General features: G+C 64.3%; 12 protein-coding genes. 10 read left to right on the top strand and 2 right to left on the bottom strand.

Annotation, left to right across the window (positions count from 1 at the left end; all coding sequences use genetic code 11):
- Both N688_RS16505 and N688_RS16500 read right to left on the bottom strand, forming a co-directional pair.
- Positions 1-2,022, bottom strand: coding sequence for a beta-galactosidase (locus N688_RS16505; protein ID WP_052890308.1), 2,022 nt, complete (start codon positions 2,020-2,022; stop codon positions 1-3).
- A 38-nt stretch (positions 2,023-2,060) separates the two neighbouring features.
- Positions 2,061-4,481 carry a TIM-barrel domain-containing protein gene (locus N688_RS16500; RefSeq protein WP_081838935.1) on the bottom strand — a complete coding sequence of 807 codons (2,421 nt, stop codon included), beginning with the start codon at positions 4,479-4,481 and terminating at the stop codon, positions 2,061-2,063.
- Between the two features lie 310 nt (positions 4,482-4,791).
- Between N688_RS16500 and N688_RS16495 the strand changes: the two genes are divergently transcribed.
- From N688_RS16495 to N688_RS16450, 10 genes are all read left to right on the top strand, one after another.
- Complete coding sequence (locus tag N688_RS16495; RefSeq protein WP_052890307.1) at positions 4,792-5,874, top strand: LacI family DNA-binding transcriptional regulator; 1,083 nt, start codon at positions 4,792-4,794, stop codon at positions 5,872-5,874.
- A gap of 317 nt (positions 5,875-6,191) precedes the next feature.
- Complete coding sequence (locus tag N688_RS16490; protein WP_052890306.1) at positions 6,192-7,298, top strand: ABC transporter ATP-binding protein; 1,107 nt, start codon at positions 6,192-6,194, stop codon at positions 7,296-7,298.
- Positions 7,299-7,424: 126 nt separating this feature from the next.
- Entirely contained in the window at positions 7,425-8,696 is a 1,272-nt protein-coding gene (locus N688_RS16485) for an ABC transporter ATP-binding protein (protein ID WP_052890305.1), read from the top strand.
- Positions 8,693-9,835 carry an ABC transporter ATP-binding protein gene (locus N688_RS16480; protein ID WP_052890304.1) on the top strand — a complete coding sequence of 381 codons (1,143 nt, stop codon included), beginning with the start codon at positions 8,693-8,695 and terminating at the stop codon, positions 9,833-9,835. Before N688_RS16485 ends, N688_RS16480 begins: the two co-directional genes overlap by 4 nt.
- A gap of 330 nt (positions 9,836-10,165) precedes the next feature.
- Positions 10,166-11,860 (top strand): ABC transporter substrate-binding protein, encoded by a 1,695-nt coding sequence (locus N688_RS16475; RefSeq protein ID WP_052890303.1) that lies wholly within the window; start codon positions 10,166-10,168, stop codon positions 11,858-11,860.
- A 335-nt stretch (positions 11,861-12,195) separates the two neighbouring features.
- Entirely contained in the window at positions 12,196-13,137 is a 942-nt protein-coding gene (locus N688_RS16470) for a carbohydrate ABC transporter permease (protein ID WP_052890302.1), read from the top strand.
- 56 nt (positions 13,138-13,193) lie between these two features.
- Positions 13,194-14,228, top strand: a complete 1,035-nt coding sequence (locus N688_RS16465; RefSeq protein ID WP_052890301.1) for a carbohydrate ABC transporter permease — start codon at positions 13,194-13,196, stop codon at positions 14,226-14,228.
- Between the two features lie 242 nt (positions 14,229-14,470).
- On the top strand, positions 14,471-15,196 hold the full coding sequence (locus tag N688_RS16460) for a hypothetical protein (protein ID WP_052890300.1): 726 nt from the start codon (positions 14,471-14,473) through the stop codon (positions 15,194-15,196).
- A complete protein-coding gene (locus tag N688_RS16455) occupies positions 15,193-16,878 on the top strand; it encodes a TCP-1/cpn60 chaperonin family protein (protein WP_052890299.1) in 1,686 nt (561 codons plus the stop codon). The genes N688_RS16460 and N688_RS16455 overlap by 4 nt, the downstream gene beginning before the upstream one ends.
- Positions 16,879-17,063: 185 nt before the next feature.
- Positions 17,064-18,878, top strand: coding sequence for a WD40/YVTN/BNR-like repeat-containing protein (locus N688_RS16450; RefSeq protein ID WP_052890298.1), 1,815 nt, complete (start codon positions 17,064-17,066; stop codon positions 18,876-18,878).
- The last annotated feature ends 14 nt before the right edge of the window (positions 18,879-18,892 follow it).

The raw sequence follows: 18,892 nt of genomic DNA, 5'->3' as shown, positions 1-18,892 counted from the left end.
CTAAGACGCGAGCGGCTCCGCCAGAATGGCCACCTCCAGGCCGGCCAGCATCAGCGAGCCGCTCAGCCGGCGGCCTGTCAGCAGCTCCTCAAACCAGCGGCCCGACGGCAGGGAGACCGTCGCCGGGTCCCGCCCATGATTGAGCACGAAAAGCAAACGCTCGCGGGCCGTCTGACGCAGCGTCGCCTCCACGCCCGGCGGCGTCTCCAGCACCGGCGTGATCCCCAGTGCCGCCAGCAGCTCCCCGTAGAAGCTCTCCAGAAAAGCCGCCTCCGGCTCGCAGGCCAGATAGAACGCCTGGCCCTCTCCCACGCGATGGCGCGTCAGAGCCGGGCGCCCCGCATAAAAATCCTCGCCGTAGCGCCCCAGCACCTCGGCCCCCTCACTGTGGATCAGCGCACAGACATGACCGCAGACAAAAGCGCGCCCATCGTTCAACACCAGCCGGTTCCTCCGCCCTGGCGGCAGCGCCTCGATCTCCTCATTCCAGATCCCCAACACATGGCGCAGCGGCCCCGGATAACCATCCTCGAAAGCCAGATCGCACTCATCCACCATCCCCGACAGATAGGTCGTCACCAGCGTCCCCCCATCCTGCACAAAGGCCGTCAGGCGCTCGGCCAGCCCCTCCTTGAGCAGATAGAGAAGGGGCGCCACCAGCAAGCGATAGCGCCCCAGATCCGAATCGCCAAAGACCAGATCGACCGGCACATTGCGCCGCCAGAACGGCGCATAATGAGCGCGCAGCGTCTCCAGATAACGCTTCTCGCGCGTCGGCCCGCTGCAATCCTCCAGCGCCCACCAATTTTCCCAATCGAAGAGCAGCCCCACCTGAGCCGGCGTCACCCCGCCCAACGTGCGCCCACCCAGGCGCTCCAGCTCCTGACCCAGTGCCCGCACCTCCGCAAAGACGCGCGTATCGCTGCGCCCGCTGTGCTCGATCACCGCCCCATGCAGCTTCTCGATCCCGCCACGACTCCGCCGCCACTGAAAGAACATCACCGACTCCGCCCCGTGAGCCAGCGCCTGATAGCTCTGCAGACGCAGCACCCCGGGCCGCTTCAACGTATTGTACGGCTGCCAATTCTGACTACTGGGCGACTGCTCCATCAGCAAGAACGGCTGTCCATCGCGCAGACTGCGCATCAGATCGTGAGCCAGCGCAATATCGAGCGGCTCATCCTCAACGGACGGATAGCAATCCCAGGCCACCACATCCATCGCGCGCGCCCAGAGACGATAATCGAGATCGCGATAGAAGCGCATCAGATTCGTCGTAATCGGCACATCGCGCGAAAACTGCCGGATCGCCTCGCGCTCCAGCTGAAAGCACTCCAGCAACATCTCATTCTGGAAACGGCGATAATCCAGCGTCAGGGCATGCATCGATCCCTCGCCGTTCGCATAAGGAGGCTCAATCTGCGACCAATCCGTATACGAATGGCTCCAGAAGCGCGTCCACCAGCGGCGATTGAGTTCATCGAGGCTGCCGTAGCGCCTGCGCAGCCACTCACGGAAGGTGGCCGCGCACTGCTCACAATAGCAGGCCGGCGCATACTCGTTCGAGACATGCCAGGCCACCAGGGCCGGATGAGCATGGTAGCGCTCGGCCAGCTTCGCCGCCATTTGGGCAGCCAGGCGGCGATAGACCGGAGAGGTCGGACAATAATTGACGCGCCAGCCATGATGGCGGCGGCGACCCGTCGGATCGGCGCGCAGCACCTCGGGATAGCGCTGCGACAACCAGGCGGGCTGCGCCGCGCTGGGCGTTGCCAGACAGACCCGGCAGCCCGCCGCCGCCAGCTTATCCAGCACCTGATCGAGCCAGCCGAAAGTGAAGCGCTCCTCCGCCGGCTGCAGCGCCGTCCAGCTAAAGACACCCACCGTCGCCACGCGGAAGCGGCACTCCTGCATCAGGCGCAGATCCTCATCCCAGAGCGCGCGCGGCCACTGCTCAGGATTATAGTCGCCACCGTACCAGATAAAAGGTGCACGCGGATTCAGCGGTGGAAAGGCCTCCATGCTTCTCCTCCTGGGTATGATGCCAGACAGGACGAATCTCAGAGGACTATCGTCACCTGCATCCCTCCATCGGGTAAAGGGAACCAGGCCGAAACCGGCGCCGTTGCCAGGTCGGGCCCCGTCTCGCCCGTCCAGCGCTCACACTGGCGGCCATTGAGCAGTACCCGCTCGACGGGCGCCTGCCCGGCCAGCTTCACCAGGCGCAGCCCCAGCCGGCGCTTGGCCCCCGTCGCCTCGATCTCCAGCGTTGACCCCTGCAAGCGCGCCGACACCGTCGTCTCCCCATCCAGATCGCAGAGCGTAAACGTCCCGGCTCCCTCCGGCAGCAAATAGGCCTCGAAGAGCACCGTCGCAAACGGCTCCTCGCGCACGAACGGCGCCGGCTCTGTTGTCGGAATCAGCGCATTGGCGCGCACATAGAGCGGAAGCTGCTCCAGAGGTGCCTGTACCTGCAAAGTCGTCGGCCCCTGCAGCACGGTCCGGCTCCAGAAATCGACCCAGGTCCCGGAGGGCAGATAGACCGGGCGCTCGCCACCGGTGCGATAAAGCGGTGCTACCAGCAGCTCCGAACCGAACATATACTGCAGATCCAGCGTATAAGTTGCCGGATCATCGGGAAACTCCAGCACCATTGCCCGCAGCAGCGGCAGGCTGGTACGGGCAGCGATGCAGGCATAGGTATAGATATACGGCAGCAAGCGATAGCGCAGGCGGGCATACGAGCGGAAGATCTCCAGGGCCTGTGGGCCGAAGTCCCAGGGGAGGCGCGAACTATTGCCGTGAGCGCGTGTCAGTGGCGAAAAGAAGCCGAACTGGGCCCAGCGGATATACAGCTCAGGGGAAGGCTGGCCCGTAAAGCCGCCGATATCGTGGCTCCAGAAGGCATGGCCGCACATCCCGATACTCAGACCACCGCGCAAAGTCGAAGCCAGGGCCGTAAAAGTCGCATTGGGGTCGCCGCTCCACTGAGCCGCATGGCGCTGGCCGCCGGCATAGCTCGAACGGCCCCAGACCAGGCCCGCGCGGCCCGTCTCGCGCGCCGTCACCTCGGCCACCGCCTCGTTATAGAGCAGGGCATACAAATTATGCAAGCGTTCGCCTGCAATCCCGCTATAGGCCACCACATCTGTCGGAATGCCCTCGCCGAAATCCGTCTTAAAGACATCGACCCCCAGGCGCAACTGTTCGCGCAACAGCCCCTGAAACCAGGCCACCGCCTCCGGGTGCGTCACATCCAGCATCGCCACCGGCGGATGAAAGCCGCCCCACAGATCGGCCACATACGGCTCGCCGGCGGCATTTTTCAGAAAGTAGCCGCGTGCCGCCCCCTCGGCAAAGCGCTCGCTAGCCGTTCCCAGATAGGGATGAATCCACAGGCAGACCTTAAAGCCCTCAGCCTTGAGCTGGGCGATCAGATCCGCCGGAGCGGGAAAGCGCTCCTCATCCCACAGCACTTCAGACCAGCGCCCGAAGCGCTGCCAGTAGCAATCGAGATGCAGCACATCGCAAGGAATCTCATGCTCGCGGATCAAGCGGGCCCGTGCCAGCACCTCGGCCTGACTATCGCGCTGGAAGCCCGACGAAATCCAGGTCCCCAAGGCCCACTTCGGCGGCAGAATGGGAAAGCCCACCAGCGAGGCATAGCGCGTAATAATCGTCTTCAGGTCCGGCCCAGCGATCACATAATAATCCAGAGCGCTATCGCGGCTAATCAGCGTAAAGGTCGCCGTATTGCTGGCCACCAGATCGAAATCGACCGCGCAGGGACTATCGACAAAGATCCCGTACCTGCGCGAACTGACCACGAACGGCACATTCTTATAGGCGCGCTCACTGAAGGCTCCGCCGCAATCGCAATTCCAGGTCGTGATGCGCTGCCCGCGCTTATCGAAATCCGTAAACTTCTCGCCCAGCCCAAAGAAATGCTCATCGGGTTCCGCCGTAAACGTATCGTGGAAAGCCACGCGCTGACCATTGACGCGGCTCAGCCCGAAGGGGAGAATCGTCAGCTTCATACGCACATTGGTCAGCTCGCTATAATTCTGGGTCAGCAGCGGGCGGCCAGCCGCATCGAGGAAGCGCAGGCCGAAGGGGCGCAGCGAGACCTCCAGGCGTAGCGAGGGGGAGAGCAGAGCCAGGCCTGTTGCCTGCTCCTCGACCAGCAGCGACGCAGCAGTCTGGGGAAGGGGCAGCTTGCCTGCCAGGCGGACGCGCGTCGGATCAGGCTCCTCCTCCAGCAGCACACGCACGATCCCATCGGCCACCAGGCTTAGCGTGATCAAGAGAGGGGAGCCGCTGAGGGTGCGCCCCTGGAGCCGGACATGGCGCTCACCGCGCTCCACAAGCGTCGCCTCCACCACATAATCGGGACCCCCCTCATCCTCGGGTCCTCGCACCGGCAAGCGCGGCGGCTCAGTCATGTACAGGTTATAGGGAAGCAAAGGAACCGGCTCTGCCATGAAGAGACTCCTTCCATGCGTAATGGCTTTGTACGATAGTACCGACATCCTGTCCTCAGCCATGCCGATCACCTCCTCCCAGCCCTGTCGCCCGTCTGAGCGACCCTGGCCTCAGCCTGGAGGAGGCAGCCAGCAGCAAGGCGCTCAATCAGGCAGACAGACAGGCAGGCAGCTCACCCCTTGACAGGAAGGAGGAGGATCAGGTAAGCTTGCACATAGCAAGTCGTGGGAGCGATCCCACGAGGTATTGTACACGAAACTGCAGCCAAAAGTAAACGTGTAACCGCTCTGAAGGTGCGCAGATTGGCTCATGTCGCAATTAACGATTGAGGATATTGCGCGTATTGCCGGGGTATCTCGCTCAACAGTCTCGCGAGTGCTCAACGGGCAACCGAACGTCAGGCCGAGCGTCAGGGACCGAGTGCAAGAGGTCATCAACAGCTACGGCTACGCGCCGCAGGCGGCGGCGCGGCAGCTCGTCATGCGCAAGACGCGCCTGATTGGGTTAATCCTGCCCGACAATGCCCATCATCTCTTTGGCAATCCCATCTTTGCCGAAATCGCGCGCGGTGTGAGCCAGGTCTGTGCACAGCGGGGCTACACCCCGATGCTCTTCATCGGGCGGCAAGACATGAACGAGGCCACCTTTTTCAGCCTTCTGCGCGGGCGGCATTTTGACGGCGTCATCCTCATCAGCAGCGACCGTCAGGACCGCAGCGCCGCCATGCTGCGCGAAGCGGGTATGCCCTACGTGCGTGTTGGGCACGATCCCGAAGACGATGGCGACCTGCAATACGTAGACGTCGACAACGTCGCGGCGGCGCGTGTAGCCGTCGAGCACCTGATCGCCCTGGGGCATCGGCGGATCGCCATGCTCAAAGGGCTGGCGAAAGACGTCTGCACCCACGCCCGCCTCGAAGGCTACCGTCAGGCCCTGGCCGCCGCCGGCCTCCCCTTCGACGAGGCCCTTGTCGGTGACGGCGACTGGACCCCCGCCAGCGGCTACGCCTGGACGCGGCGCTTTCTCGACCTGCCGGAGCCGCCGACCGCCCTCTTCTCATCCAACGACATGATGGTCGCCGGCGTCGTGCGCGCTGTCCAGGAGCGCGGCCTCACGGTCCCCGATGATCTGGCCATTGTCGGCTTCGACGATCTCCTGCAGACAACCATGATCTTTCCCGAGCTGACCACCATTCGTCAGCCCTGCGTGGAGATGGGCACCTGCGCCGCCGAGTTGCTCCTTGACCAGCTGGAGCACAATCGCCGCGAGCGTGTACAGATCATCCTGCCCACCGCCCTCATCATTCGCCAGTCCTGCGGCTATTGCCGACAAGCCGTGCAGGCCAGCGCCAGCGCGCCCGCCGTCTCGGGCGAGGAGCAACGCGCCGGCTGATGGGCCCAGCGACCAGACAGACCCGGATCGGTCCAGCGCGAGGCGGCCAGAGCGGGCCGCTGCCAGTCGCGTACAAAGAATACAGAATACAGAATCTCCGGTAACGGAGGAAGGTCGGGAAGAGCGCGAAGGAAGCGCGAGCACAGAGAGCAAGTCAGGCGAAGGCCAGGCAAGCGCAGCAAGCGGCCTGGAATAGAGCAGAAGAGAACAGAAAGGAATCGCCGGGAGTCGGCCCTCATGGCGAGGGAGACCGAACGAGTGCGGCCAGCGCCGGGCCGGGCCGGCACCGGGAAGCTCAGGGAGGAAGGAAGACAGGCATGACCAGCCTGCGGCTCGAACACATCGTCAAGGACTACGACGGTCCCGGGGGACGCCAGCCGGCCCTACGCGACATCTCGCTGGAGGTAGCCGACGGCGAGACGCTGGCCATCGTCGGCCCCTCCGGCTGTGGCAAGAGCACCCTGCTCAAGGTTGTCGCCGGCCTTGAATTCCCCACCCACGGACGCATCTACTACGGCGACCTTGACATGACCGAGATCAAGCCCCAGGACCGCGGCGTCGGCATGGTCTTTCAAGACTACGCCCTCTACCCCGCCATGAAGAGCAAAGGGAACCTGGCCTACTATTTCGAGCACCACACCTACACCCACGAGCAGATGGAAGAGCGTGTCCGGCGCACCGCCCAGCTCATGGGCGTCGACTTCCAGCACCTGCTAGGCCGCTTTCCCGAGACCCTCAGTGGCGGTGAGCAGCAGCGCGTTGCCATTGCCCGCTGCATCGTGCGTGACCCCACCATCTTTCTCATGGACGAACCCATTGTCAACCTCGATGCCAAGCGGCGCGAGCAGACGCGCATTGAGATCAAGAAACTGCTCCGTACCTTCCACGTTACCACACTCTACGTAACCCATGACCAGCAGGAAGCGATCTTCATGGGTGACCGTCTGGCCGTCATGCGCGCGGGGCGTATCGAGCAAGTGGGCAACTTTGACGACCTCTACTACACGCCCGTCAACCTCTTTGTCGCCACCTTCATTGGCAGCCCGCCGCTCAACGTCCTGCCTGCCCTGCTCAGAGAGGGCCATCTGCACATCGCCGGGCAGAGCTGGCCACTGCCCGAGGAGCTGGCTGGGCGCCTGCCATCGGGTCCACTGCGGCTGGGCGTACGCGCCGAGCACTGGCTGCGCGACCAGCCGGACGGCCTGCCGCTGGAGATCAGCCATAGCGAGCGCATTCCCACCGAGCGCATTGCCCTCGTACACGGTCACTGGCTGGGGCAGCGCGTCACCGTCTCCCTGTCCCTGGAGGAGGCCGACGACAGCCGTGGCCTGCAGAGCCTGCGGCCTGACTGGGAGCAGCTCCTCTACTTTGCCGTCGACGACGAGCGCCTCCTCTACAGTCCTGGCCCGCCGGCTCTCTTCTAACCGGGGGTGGTGGAGTGGCCCCTGACAGCAAGGAAAGAGCCAGGCTAACGCCGGGCTGACAGAGCAAGCAGCAAAGCACGCGGAGCACACGCAGTACACAAAGAGGAACAAGAGAAGGAGAAGCCTATGGGAGCGGCCAGCGGAGGCATCGTCATCGAGCATCTCATCAAACGCTTCGGCGAGCGGACTGTCGTCGACGACCTCAACCTGCACATTCAGCCGGGAGAACTCTTCGTCCTTGTTGGACCCTCCGGCTGTGGTAAAACCACCACCCTGCGCCTGCTGGCTGGACTGGAGCCGGTCAGCGATGGACGCATCTACTTCGGCGAGCGCCTGGTCAATGACATCCGCCCACGCGACCGCAACGTTGCCCTGGTCTTTCAAGACTACGCCATCTTCCCGCACCTGACCGTTTTCGAAAACATCGCCTACGGCCTGCGTGCCCGTCACGCCCCACGCAGCCTCATCCGCGAGCGCGTCACCAACGCGGCCCATCTCTTTCGTATCGAGCACCTGCTGGGGCGCAAGCCGCGCCAGCTCAGCGGTGGCGAGCGGCAGCGTGTTGCCCTGGCGCGGGCCCTGGTGCGCGACGCCGCCCTCTATCTCTATGATGAGCCGCTGGCCAACCTCGACGCCCAGCTGCGCCACCAGGCGCGCGAAGACATCCTGACCCTCCACCGCCAGAAAGGGCAGCCGGCGGTCTACGTCACCCATGATCAGGCTGAGGCGATGGCCCTCGGCGACCGCATCGCCGTTATGCGCGACGGCAAGCTGCAGCAGGTCGGCAGTGGCCTTGACCTCTACGAGCGGCCCTGCAACCAGTTTGTCGCCTTCTTCATCGGCTCCCCGGGCATCAACCTCTTCGAAGTCGAGGTCCGTCCCGACGAGCGTCCCGACCACGACGGGCGCCTGCTCCTGACCCATCCGGCCTTTCGCCTGCCTGTACCAGCAGAATTTCAGGAGCGCGTCGCCCCCTACACAGGCCGGCGCCTCAACCTGGGCATCCGCCCCGAGCACCTGCAGCCGCCACGGCGGGCCGACTTCGCCGTCAGCGAAGACAGCACCGTCCGCGGCCTCGTCAACGTCATCGAGCCGACCGTCAGCGGCTGCACCGTCTACCTGAGCACCCTGGAGCCGGCCCCGCGCGACTTCGTGGCCACCCTCAAAGCGCGCCTGCCCGGCAGCTACCTCGGGCGCGAGGTGCCGCTGGCCGTCAACCTGCGCAAAATCCACCTCTTTGATCCCGAAGATGGGCGCGCCCTGCTCCACATGCCCGCCATCGCCGCTGACCAGCCCGCCAGAGCGGTGGTCGGTGAGCCAGAGAGCGAGCAGGTGGAGCAGCCGTCACGCCAACCAGCGACGAGCGAAGCCAGCAAGAAGAGGGAAGAGCGAGCGTGAGCACACTCGAAGTACAGAATCTCGTCAAGCGCTATGACGGACAGAGCGCCGTCGACCACGTCAGCTTTCGCATCGAAGACGGCGAATTCTTCGTCCTGCTCGGGCCATCGGGCAGCGGCAAGACCACCGTCCTGCGCATCATCTGTGGCCTGGAGCAGCCCGACGAAGGGCGCATCCTGCTGGGCGGCGAAGACATCACCCACCTCAGCCCGCGCCAGCGCAACGTCGGCATGGTCTTTCAAGACTACGGCCTCTACCCGAGCATGGACGTCTACGGCAACATCGCCTATGGCCTGGAGAATCGGCGTCTCCCGAAGGACGAAATCCAGCGCCGTGTCCTGGAGGCCGCCGAGAAGCTGCAGCTCACGCCCCTGCTGCGGCGCGGCATCGACACCTTGAGCGGAGGCGAACAGCAGCGTGTGGCCCTGGCCCGCATCCTGGCCCGCGACGCCAACGTCTTTCTCTACGATGAGCCACTGGCCAACCTCGACGCGCGCCTGCGCCATCAAGCGCGACGCGATGTGCTGGCCGTGCACCGCCTGCGTGGCGTCCCCAGCCTCTACGTCACCCATGACCAGAGCGAGGCCCTGGCCCTGGCCGATCGCCTGGCCATCATGGCCGCAGGACGCCTGCAACAGATCGGCAGCCCCAGCGAGCTGCTAGAGCATCCCGCCAATCTCTTCGTGGCCCGCTTTCTGGGCAACCCACCGATGAACCTGCTGGAAGGCAGACTTGTCAACGAAGAGGGGCGCTATCTCTGCCAGCTGGGTTCCTTGCGCCTCCCGCTCGACGCCGCCTGGCAGCACGTCCTGACCAGGCACCCGGAAGCGGCCATCACCGTGGGCCTGCGCCCGCGCGAGATCGTGCCGCCCTGGGAACTGGAACAGGTCGAGGCGACGGCCTCGCTCTGGCGTGCCTCGGCCCGCGCTCTGGCGGTCGAGACCCTCATTGGCGAAGTTGAAGTCACCCTGGAACTGCAGACAACGCAGCAGCCAGCTCCCTGTCTCGTGGCGGTCTGGCCAGAGCCAGAAGAGCTGAGCGATCTGCCAGAAGAGGGGACAGTACTGCAGATCGGACTTGATCCGCAGCATCTGCTGCTCTTCGATCCGCGCTCTGAGCGGGCTTTGCAATCTGAGTAGAATGGCACCATCGAAAACTTGACAGTGATCCTTTTGTTAGGTACACTCTCAATAGAGTTATGGGAGCGATCCCACAACTGAGACTTGAGTCACGACCAAAGAAGGTATAGTTGGGCCAGAATTTGACCGTACACACGGTTGAACTGATGTACAGCTAAGGCAGCCTCAATGGCAGGCGAGCAGATTGCTGGAAGGACGCACGAGGAGAGGCCGCGTGTTCGGCCACGGAGGCAAGGCAGACAAGGACGAGGCAAAGCACAGGGCTTCAGATGCAAGACGACAAGGATGGACCCAGAGCATTCACCAGCTTCCAAAGAAGGAGATGAGATTATGGCTCACGAAACGCGCACCCTTCTAGAGCCGCTGCTCGTGCCTGAGAGGACGCTAACGCGCCGGCAGCTGCTCCGCACAGCTGCTGCGGGGAGTGTGGCCCTGGCGGGTGGGGCCTTGCTCGCAGCCTGTGGAGGGAGCAGCTCCAACACGGTTGTGAACGTCACCTTTCTCACCAACGGCTGGCCGGGCGATGCCATGCCCACTGCCGAGCAGCAGAAAGGGAACGTCACCCTCAAAGCCTACGCCGACGCTCTGGCCGACTGGCTCAAGAAGAATCCCGGCGTCAAGATCAAGCACACCGACACCAACATCTGGAGCCAGTCCGCGGTCACCCAGGCCATTGCCGCCGGCACGGCCCCGACCTGGTTCGAGGGCAACATCCTTGGCTCTTTCATCAACAATGTCGTGCGCAGCGCCTTCGCCCGCGGCCTGGCGGCGGACGTCACCGATCTGGTTGTCAGCACCAGGCTAGAGAGCCAGCTCACCGCTATTTATCTACCTGTCTACCGCAGCTGGAAGGTCAACGGGCGTTACTACGGCACCCCGGGCGGCTACGGAGCCGGCGACGGCATGTATTTCCGCCGTGACCTGATTCAGCAGAGCGGGCTGGTTGAGCCGACGCCGGGCTGGACCTGGAGCGATTTCCGCAAGCTGGCCAAGGCCCTGACCAGCGCCAAGATGAAGGGGGCGGCCCTCCAATTCTACGTCTTCGACCGGAGCCTGCAGGCCAATGGTCTCAACTCTGGCGCCACCGGCTATGGCGCCCTGGGTCTGGAGCCGACGCCCTCCAACGCCTGGCCCTGGCGCTACAACCTCACGCCCTGGCTGAGCCAGTACGAGCAGGTCATCGAGAACTGGCGCGGCATGTACTTCACCGACAAATCGATTACCTCCTCGCTCTCGACCGGCGACAGCGACGTGGCCCAGGCCTTTGCCCGTGGCGACGTGGCCATGATGGCCAACAATACGGGCTTCTTCACGCGCCCGGTGACCGACCCGACGAGCGCCATCAACATTGCCGTCAAAGTGGGTAAGCCCTTTGAGGAGGTCGTCGGCTGGATCTCGCACCCCATCGGCTACCTCGGCTCCTTCGGAGCCACCCAGGCCGGCTCAGCCATCGGCTCCATCGATCCTCATCTGCAGCGCAACAAGCCGGCTCTGGCCAAAGCCTTCGACTTCCTGGTGCAGTTTATTATCGGCGAGGAACTACTCAAGCAGCGCCAGGAGATCTACAGGGTCACCCACGACCTCAAAGATGTCTTCCTGGAGGTGCCGCCGATGTCGAAGCTGCAGATCGACTACGGCATCAAGGGCACTGCTGAACAGGCCTGGGGCAAGTTGACGATGCAGGCCGTCAACGCCGCCGCCGCCATTCCCCAGCTCCCCGATCCCGGCCTCTACTTCCCGGCGGAGCAGAATCCGGGTCCGACTGGTGACGCCTGGAACGATGCCAACTCGGGCCTGGCCTACACCCAGGACAGCATCCCGACAGTACTGATGAAGCTGCAGGACGTGCAGAACGCACAGTTCGCCTCGCTCTCCTCCAGTTTGTCCAGGGATACCTTCATTGCCAGTGCGAAGAAGTTCTTTGCCGATCTCGATGCCTTCTGGGCCAAATATGCCCCGCTCTACTCGGCGGAACTTTTCCACCCCTGGTATGTGCAGAAGGTTCTGCCGGCTCTGGGGGGCTAAGCCAGGCCGTTCCCTTGTCGGAGGAAGCAGCAGACGACCCTCCCCGGCCTCCTGCGCAGGGCCAGTGTCGCTGTACTGGCTGGCAGGGCTGGCGAGCCGGGCCCCGACGGTCCCGCCAGCCCTGGCCAGTCCGCTCCGGCCTTGACTCTGCCAGCCGGAGCGGAGCCGTTGCTGAGCTGACCTTGCGGTCGGAGCCTTTGCCCTGACCAGCACGAGGAGGGAGCGAGTGGTCGACCTTCTGCGGACAGCAAGCAGGGAGTCGCCTTTCTCCCCTGACTGAAGCGTAGCCAGGGGGTCCCGGCGGCCCGTCTTCTATGGAAGGAAGTACGAGAGCAATGTCTGAACCGCTTACCGGAGTGGCGGCCCCGGCGAGCGCGAGCGAAGTGGAGCAGCCAGCCCAGGCCCAGCGCCTGCGGCGGCGCAGTCGGCTGGAGACCTGGCTCTTTCTGTTGCCGGCAGCCCTCTTTCAGCTCGTCTGGGGCTGGTATCCGTTGCTGATGGCCTTTCTGATCAGCTTCACCGACGCTCAGCCGATGCTGCCCAGTCGTTTTACCGGGCTGGAGAGCTACCTTCGGGTCTGGAACGATCCCCTGGTTGGGCAGGCCTTTCGTGTGACCTTTATCTATGGGACCATGTTGGTGGCCCTGACCTTCATCTTCCCCTTGCTGATCGCCATCTTCTTGATGGAGCTACCGCCGCGCCTGATGCGCTGGATGATGATCCTGTGGTTCCTGCCGATCAGCGTCATTGCCAATGGCATCCTCTGGCGCTATCTCTACAATGAGCAGTACGGTCTGCTGGAGTACATCGCCACCGAGATCCTCCATCTACCGCATCAGCCCTTTCTCAATGATCCCCATCAGGTGCTCTTCTGGCTAGTCTTCCCGTCGGTGGTTGTGGCGGGGCCGGGCGTGGCTGGCCTGGCCTACATGGCGGCCCTGCAGGGGATTCCACGCTCCTACTTTGAGGCGGCGGAGATCGAGGGGGCCGGCTTCTGGCGCAAGATCTGGACTGTCTCCCTGCCACGCCTGCGCCCGGTGATCGCCGTTATGCTGGTTTACGGCATCATCCAGGGGTTGCAAGACTATACCTGGCCGCAGATTCTCACGGGCGGCCAGCCCGAGGGGGCCAGTCGCACGGTGATGCTCTACCTCTTCTCCTATATCCAGAATCAACGCTACGCTGATGCGACGGCACTCTCGATCTATCTCTTTTTGTTGATTTTCTTTGTCGTTGTGCTCTTCCGCATCTTCTTTAAGGAGGACCCGGATGCCTGACCGGGCACGAGCGCGCAAGTCAGTCAGGTAGCAGAAGGAGTGTGTTTGTTGTGTCTATGCTTTTCCCAAAGGTTGGCAGAAAGCAGCCCTTGCTAAGGCTGGGCTGGTGGCTGATGGTGATCCTGTTGTCCTTGGGCGTCCTGACCCACCTGGTGCCGTTCTATATCATGATCGTGACTTCGATCACGCCGGCGCAGGACACGCTGTCGACGACGCCGGTGTTCTGGCCGCTGCATCCCACGCTGGCGGCCTGGAAGTTGGTGATCCAGTGGGCCGAGAACAGTGGGGTTGGTGCCTTGTTGGCTGGGTCGGCGGGAGAACCGTTCTGGGTCTATTTCTGGAACTCGTTCTTCATGACCTCTGTGACCCTGCTGATCTCGATTCCCGTGACCTCGATGGCCGCTTATGCCACCAGCAAGCTGCTGCGCGGGCGGCGCGCGCGCTGGGCCTTTCTCTTCTTTATCGGCACCCTGATGATCCCGCTGGCGGTGCTCTTGATCCCGATGCTCTTCCTGGCGCTCAATTTCCCCTTTGCCCTGCCGGCTGCCTCCGTGCCCAATCTGCCGGGGACCGATCAGCCTTTCCCGACCCTCTCGCTCTACGATACGCCCTGGGCCATTATTGTGCCGGGTATCTTCAATGCTTACAACTACCTGATCTTCAAGGGCTACTTCGACACGATCCCCGACTCGGTGCTACAGGCGGCGCGCGTCGATGGCGGCTCGGAGTTCAACATCTTCCGCCGCATTGTCTTCCCGATGAGCGTCCCGGTCTATTCAGTGGTGGCCTGGATTCAGTTCTATGCAGTCTGGGATAGCTTCCTGTGGCCGCAGCTAGTGATCCAGAGCAACGACAAAGCTCCGACCGCGCTGGCGGTCTATACGGTCATGAACAACTTCATCAATTCGGGGGTGATGGATCGCGCCACGGCCCTGAGCCAGTCGGTGGCCATGCGTTCGGCCCTGGCGGCGGGTCTCTCGTGGAATGGCCTGATGGTGCTGGCCCTCTTGCAGACCCTCCCAATCTTTGTGATGTTCATTCTCTGCCGTGAGTATCTGCTGCGCGGTGTGCGCATCCAGGGCCTGAAGTAGGCCCGTGTCCGTCTGGGGTAGCCAGCCGGCTTGCCTGGGAAGGCGTCGGCGAGCATTCGGCTGGCCGACGACATCAATGGGTACCGCGGGGCACGACGGGTAGGAGCGGCAGGCTGTCTGTCTGTCTGGCTCCCTGTGGCTCCCTGCCCGCCGTGCCGGTGCTGCTCTGCGCTTGTAGCGCAGGATGTGATCGCGTTAGCGCCTGTTTGTTCTGCTTTCCGGGGACAGGGAGAACAGAGACGATGCCATTCTTTGAAGAGTTTGAGGCCGATGCCCTTTCAGAGGAGACGCTGCGCCGTCCAATCTGGGGGGCTTTTGTCCTGTTGCGAGACCAGCTGGAGCGGCTGGTTGCCCTCAACGTGGCCTGGGCTGTGCAGTTGGTGCCGGCCTTAGTTGCGCTGGCCTGGCCAGCTCTTCCGCTGGGGCTACGTCTGCTCCTGGTGGCCTACAGTGCCCTGGCGTTGCTGCCGGCGACAGCCGTGCTCTTTAGCGGCGTGGCCCGTCTCAATCGTCAGGAGCCGCTGGACCTGGCGATGTTGCGCGACGACCTGGGTCGCTTGCTGCTGCCGTGCCTGCGCACGCTGGCGCCACTGCCGGGTCTCTGTGGTCTGCTTTGCCTGCTGATTATCGTCGTGGCGCCACTTCAGTTCTTGCTGCTGGATATTCTGTTTAGACTATTGCTGCTGATCCTGCTCTTCAGTGCCGCCTACTGGGGGCCGCTCTTTGTGGCGGAGCCGGAGCAGGGGGCCTGGTCGTTGCTCTGGCGCGCTTTGCGGCTGGCCTGGCGCTATCCGTTGCCGACAGCCGGCTCGCTCTTGCTGGCTCTGGCTGTTATGCTTGTCGGCTATCTTTCGATTGCTGGCTTCTTCCTGATTGCGCCGGTGCTGGCGGCTCTGCTGCTCTGGAGGAGGGGGCTGGTGCTGCTGGCCCGTCGAGGTCGAGGTGAGTTAAGGGTGGACCTGCCATGACGACGCTGAGGCCGCGTAATCCGCGTGATGTCACGACTGGCTACCGCCTGGCGGAGGCGCGGCGGCTGGTCACGGAGCTGCGGCGCGTGGCGCAGCAGCCCTCGCTGATCCGTCTGCCGCGGGCCTTACGCCTCCTGGTACGTGGCGTTGATCTCCTGGCCCGGCCCCTGGCCCTGACTCTGGGGCCGGCGCGCGCCCTGGTTCTCAACGAACGGAGCCGCAGTGAGTGCGAGGTGCTGGCCGACGCCAGCACCATTGCGCGGCGTGTCATTGCCCTGCGTGACCGCAGTGACAACCTGGGAGCGATGTTGCTGCGCGAGATGGCTCTGGAGCTGCACGAGCGCTATGGCGATGGAGTAGCGCTGGCGGCGGTCATGGTGCGGGTTTTGGTGCACGAGGCCTGTCGCCGGTTGGCGGCGGGGGCCAGTCCACCGGCTCTGGCGCGTGGACTGCAGCGGGCCGTCGAGGCGGCGGAGGCGGCCCTGGAGCGTCAGGCGCGTCCCTTGGGGCGCTGCGAGGAGGTGCAGGCTCTGGTCTTAGGAGCAACGGGTGATGGCGAGCTGAGCGAGGTGCTGGCGGCCATGTTCGAGGTCCTGGGGCCGTGCTCCACCATTGTCACCGAAGAGCTGCCCGGGCCGGGCCTTGATCACGAATATATTCGCGGGGGCAAGTGGGATGGCTACATCCCGGCGCGTGCGCTCCTGCCGGAGGGTGAGGCTGGGCTGATCCTGCGCCAGCCCTGGATTGTGCTCGCCGACGAGGAGTTGTGCGAGGTTGAGCAGGTGCTGCCTGTGCTCGAACTGGCGCTGACGGAGCCGTGTCGCCCGCCGCTGCTGGTGGTTGCCCGGGCCTTGCGCGGGCCTGCTCTGACGATGTTGGCGGCCAATCATGTGCGCGGCCTGGTGACGCTCGGCCTGCTGGTCCTCTCCAGTGGTGCAACCCTGGTCCATGATGATTTGGCCGATATGGCGGCCCTGACGGGCGGTACAGTCTTCTCAGAGCTGACGGGGACGCTCTGCCGTCATATTCGGCGCGAGCACCTTGGTCACGCTCAGCAGGCCATCCTGACGCCGACGGGGGTGACCATCATTGGTGGTCAGGGGTGCATGCGCGAGGTGCAGCAGCGTATTGCTGCGGTGCGCGCTCAGCTCCGCGAGGCTCCGCGCGGCAAAAATAGCGAGTGGGAGTTTTTGCGTCTGCGTCTGGCGCGCCTGACGGGCGGGATTGGCATCCTCAAGATCGGCGCTGTCAATGAGCATGAGCTGGAGTTGAGAAAGGAGCTGGCGGAGAAGGCGCTGCGCGTTTTGGAGGCGGCCTACGAGGGTGGCCTGGTGCCCGGTGGCGGTGTGGCCCTGCTCAACTGCCTGCCAGCTCTGGAGGAGGCGCGAGTGGCCTGTGCCGACGCTGACGAGCGTCAGGGGGTGGCGCTGCTGGAGGCCGCCCTGCAGGAGCCGTTTTTGCAGATTGTGCGCAATCATGGAGGCAGGCATCCGCCGCTGGTGCTGGAGGAGGTACGTCGCCGGGGGGCCGATTCTGGCTTCGATGCTCTGCGCGGTGAGGTGGTCTCGATGTGGGAGCGCGGTATCCTGGACTGCTGCAGCGTTGTGCGCGGAGCTTTGCGGGCGGCGGTCAGTCTGGCGACGATGCTGGTCACGACCGATGCTGTGGTCTTTCATGGATGAGCGCAAGGGGGCAGGGAGCTGCCTCTGTGGAGGACCCGGCGACCTGCGGTCTTGCTCTGTAGCTACTGAGTGATGGGGGGAGCCAGGCGCTTGCGGCTCTCTGCGATAATGACAAGTGCCGCGGCGCTGAAGCCGAGGCGCGTGCCGCAGTTGAGCAAAGCGGAAGGAGGTGTCTGCTTTTGAGTATGACCACAGGGAAAGAATCGGAGTCAGACGGACGGGCCTGGCGTGAGCTGCGAGCGCCGGCCTTGCCGACGCCAATCTATGCCCTGGCCCCGGCGCCGGGGCGTTTGTGGGCTGGTGGTCTGGGAGGCATCGCCTGCTATCGAACGGCTTCCGAGAAGCCGGAGGGGGCAGAGGCTGGAGCCTGGGAGCCGGGGCCGGTGCTCTTGCCGCCGGCGCCGGTGACGGCCTTATGGGCCTATGGCAATCTGCTGCTGGCGGGTGGCAATGGCGGCCTGGCCTATTCGCTCACGGGCGGAGCCGGCTGGCAGCGCGCCGAGATCGAAGATGGGAGCGTTGGGGTGACGGCCCTGGCTCCCTCGCCAACCTTCGGCAGCGACAATACCTTGCTGGCTGGGACGCTGGCCAATGGCGTCTTGCGCAGCAGCGATGGCGGGCGCACCTGGCGCAACGTCTCCTTTGGCTTGCAAAGCTATGAGATCACCGATCTTCTCTGGCTGGACCGGCTGACAGTCTTGGCGGCCACCGATGAGGCCATCTATCGCTCGCGCGATGGCGGACGTGGCTGGCGGCGGGTCCTGGAGAGCAGTGAGGGAGCGGTTGAGGTCTTGACGCGCCTGCCGGGTGGGGATGTCCTGGCGGTGTTGGAGAATGGCACCCTGCTGCAGGCTGACGCCGAAGGCGAGCGCTGGCAGCCTCTGCAGGCGGTAGAGGGCCTGCAGGAGGCTCATCCTCTGTCGCTCTTCACTACGGAGGCGGGCACGCTCTTGTTGGGAACGCAGCGCGGCCTGCTGCGCTCGACCGATGGCGGCAGGAGCTGGCAGACGGTTGATGGGCGGATGGTGCATGTCTGCCGCCAGGACCGGGGCCAGGGTCGGCTCTATGCGGGCACTGCTGAGGGGGTGCTGGTCAGCGACGACGATGGTCACAGTTGGCGTGCTCTTCCTGAGCCGCCGCTGCATGATCTGCTGCGTTTGCAGCCCCAGGGTGAGCGCCTGTGGCTGGTGGGAACACATACGGCCCCCCTGCAGGCCAGGCTGACCGGGGACGAAGCGGGCGAGACGGCGGAATGGCAGCGCCTGCAGGGGCTGACCTTGCCGCTGACGGGGTGCGCGGTGATCGACGACGAGACGCTGCTGCTGGCTGGACCCGAGGGTCTGCTGCGTCTCTGGCCGGCTAGCGGTGAGCATCAGCGCTTGTTGACGGAGCCGCTGGAGGGCAACACGCTGATCACCTGGGCCGGTCATGGCCGGTCCCGTCATCTCTGGGTGGCCAGCGGCGATGGTCGTCGCCTCTGGCACAGTGCCGACGATGGCGTAAGCTGGCGCCAGTTGACGCCGCCGTTTGGGGTGACGCTGCTGGCGGCCCTGCAGGCCACCCCTGAGCATCTGGTGGCGGCGACCTACGATCCGCGGCAGTATCATGTCTGCCTCTGGTATTCAACCGATGATGGGCGTAACTGGATACGCGGACTGGAGGCCGATACGAACTGGCCGCTGGTGGCCAGCTGCCCTGAGCCGCTGACGCTGGGCATTGGCAATATCCTGCTGCTGGCGGGACCCGACGGCAACTGGCGCCGCTGTGCGGTCGGCCACGGCGGCGGCGGCATTCGCCGCGTTGTCTCGTGCCAGCGGGCGGGAGAGCGCTCGCTCTTTGTGCTGGCAGGCGGTGGCATCTTCCGCTCGGACGATCTGGGCCAGAGCTGGCAGGCTCAGCATGAGGGGCTGCCGCTGGTGCGCATTGCCGATATTGCCTGTACGTCAACCCGGCTGGTGGCCTTGCTCAGCGGAGGAGTGATCTGTTGGCGTCGCCTCTAGGGAAAGGAGGCACT

The organism is Thermogemmatispora carboxidivorans, assembly GCF_000702505.1.
In the GTDB taxonomy this organism is placed as follows: Bacteria; Chloroflexota; Ktedonobacteria; order Ktedonobacterales; family Ktedonobacteraceae; genus Thermogemmatispora; species Thermogemmatispora carboxidivorans.
The sequence above is the reverse complement of the archived record's forward strand: the minus strand, read 5'-3'. Positions and strand labels throughout refer to the sequence as shown.

Coding starts and splice junctions, on each gene's coding strand:
- N688_RS16505 (WP_052890308.1), bottom strand. CDS start 2,022: ATGGAGGCCTTTCCACCGCTGAATCCGCGTGCACCTTTTATCTGGTAC.
- N688_RS16500 (WP_081838935.1), bottom strand. CDS start 4,481: ATGGCAGAGCCGGTTCCTTTGCTTCCCTATAACCTGTACATGACTGAG.
- N688_RS16495 (WP_052890307.1), top strand. CDS start 4,792: ATGTCGCAATTAACGATTGAGGATATTGCGCGTATTGCCGGGGTATCT.
- N688_RS16490 (WP_052890306.1), top strand. CDS start 6,192: ATGACCAGCCTGCGGCTCGAACACATCGTCAAGGACTACGACGGTCCC.
- N688_RS16485 (WP_052890305.1), top strand. CDS start 7,425: ATGGGAGCGGCCAGCGGAGGCATCGTCATCGAGCATCTCATCAAACGC.
- N688_RS16475 (WP_052890303.1), top strand. CDS start 10,166: ATGGCTCACGAAACGCGCACCCTTCTAGAGCCGCTGCTCGTGCCTGAG.
- N688_RS16470 (WP_052890302.1), top strand. CDS start 12,196: ATGTCTGAACCGCTTACCGGAGTGGCGGCCCCGGCGAGCGCGAGCGAA.
- N688_RS16465 (WP_052890301.1), top strand. CDS start 13,194: ATGCTTTTCCCAAAGGTTGGCAGAAAGCAGCCCTTGCTAAGGCTGGGC.
- N688_RS16460 (WP_052890300.1), top strand. CDS start 14,471: ATGCCATTCTTTGAAGAGTTTGAGGCCGATGCCCTTTCAGAGGAGACG.
- N688_RS16455 (WP_052890299.1), top strand. CDS start 15,193: ATGACGACGCTGAGGCCGCGTAATCCGCGTGATGTCACGACTGGCTAC.
- N688_RS16450 (WP_052890298.1), top strand. CDS start 17,064: ATGACCACAGGGAAAGAATCGGAGTCAGACGGACGGGCCTGGCGTGAG.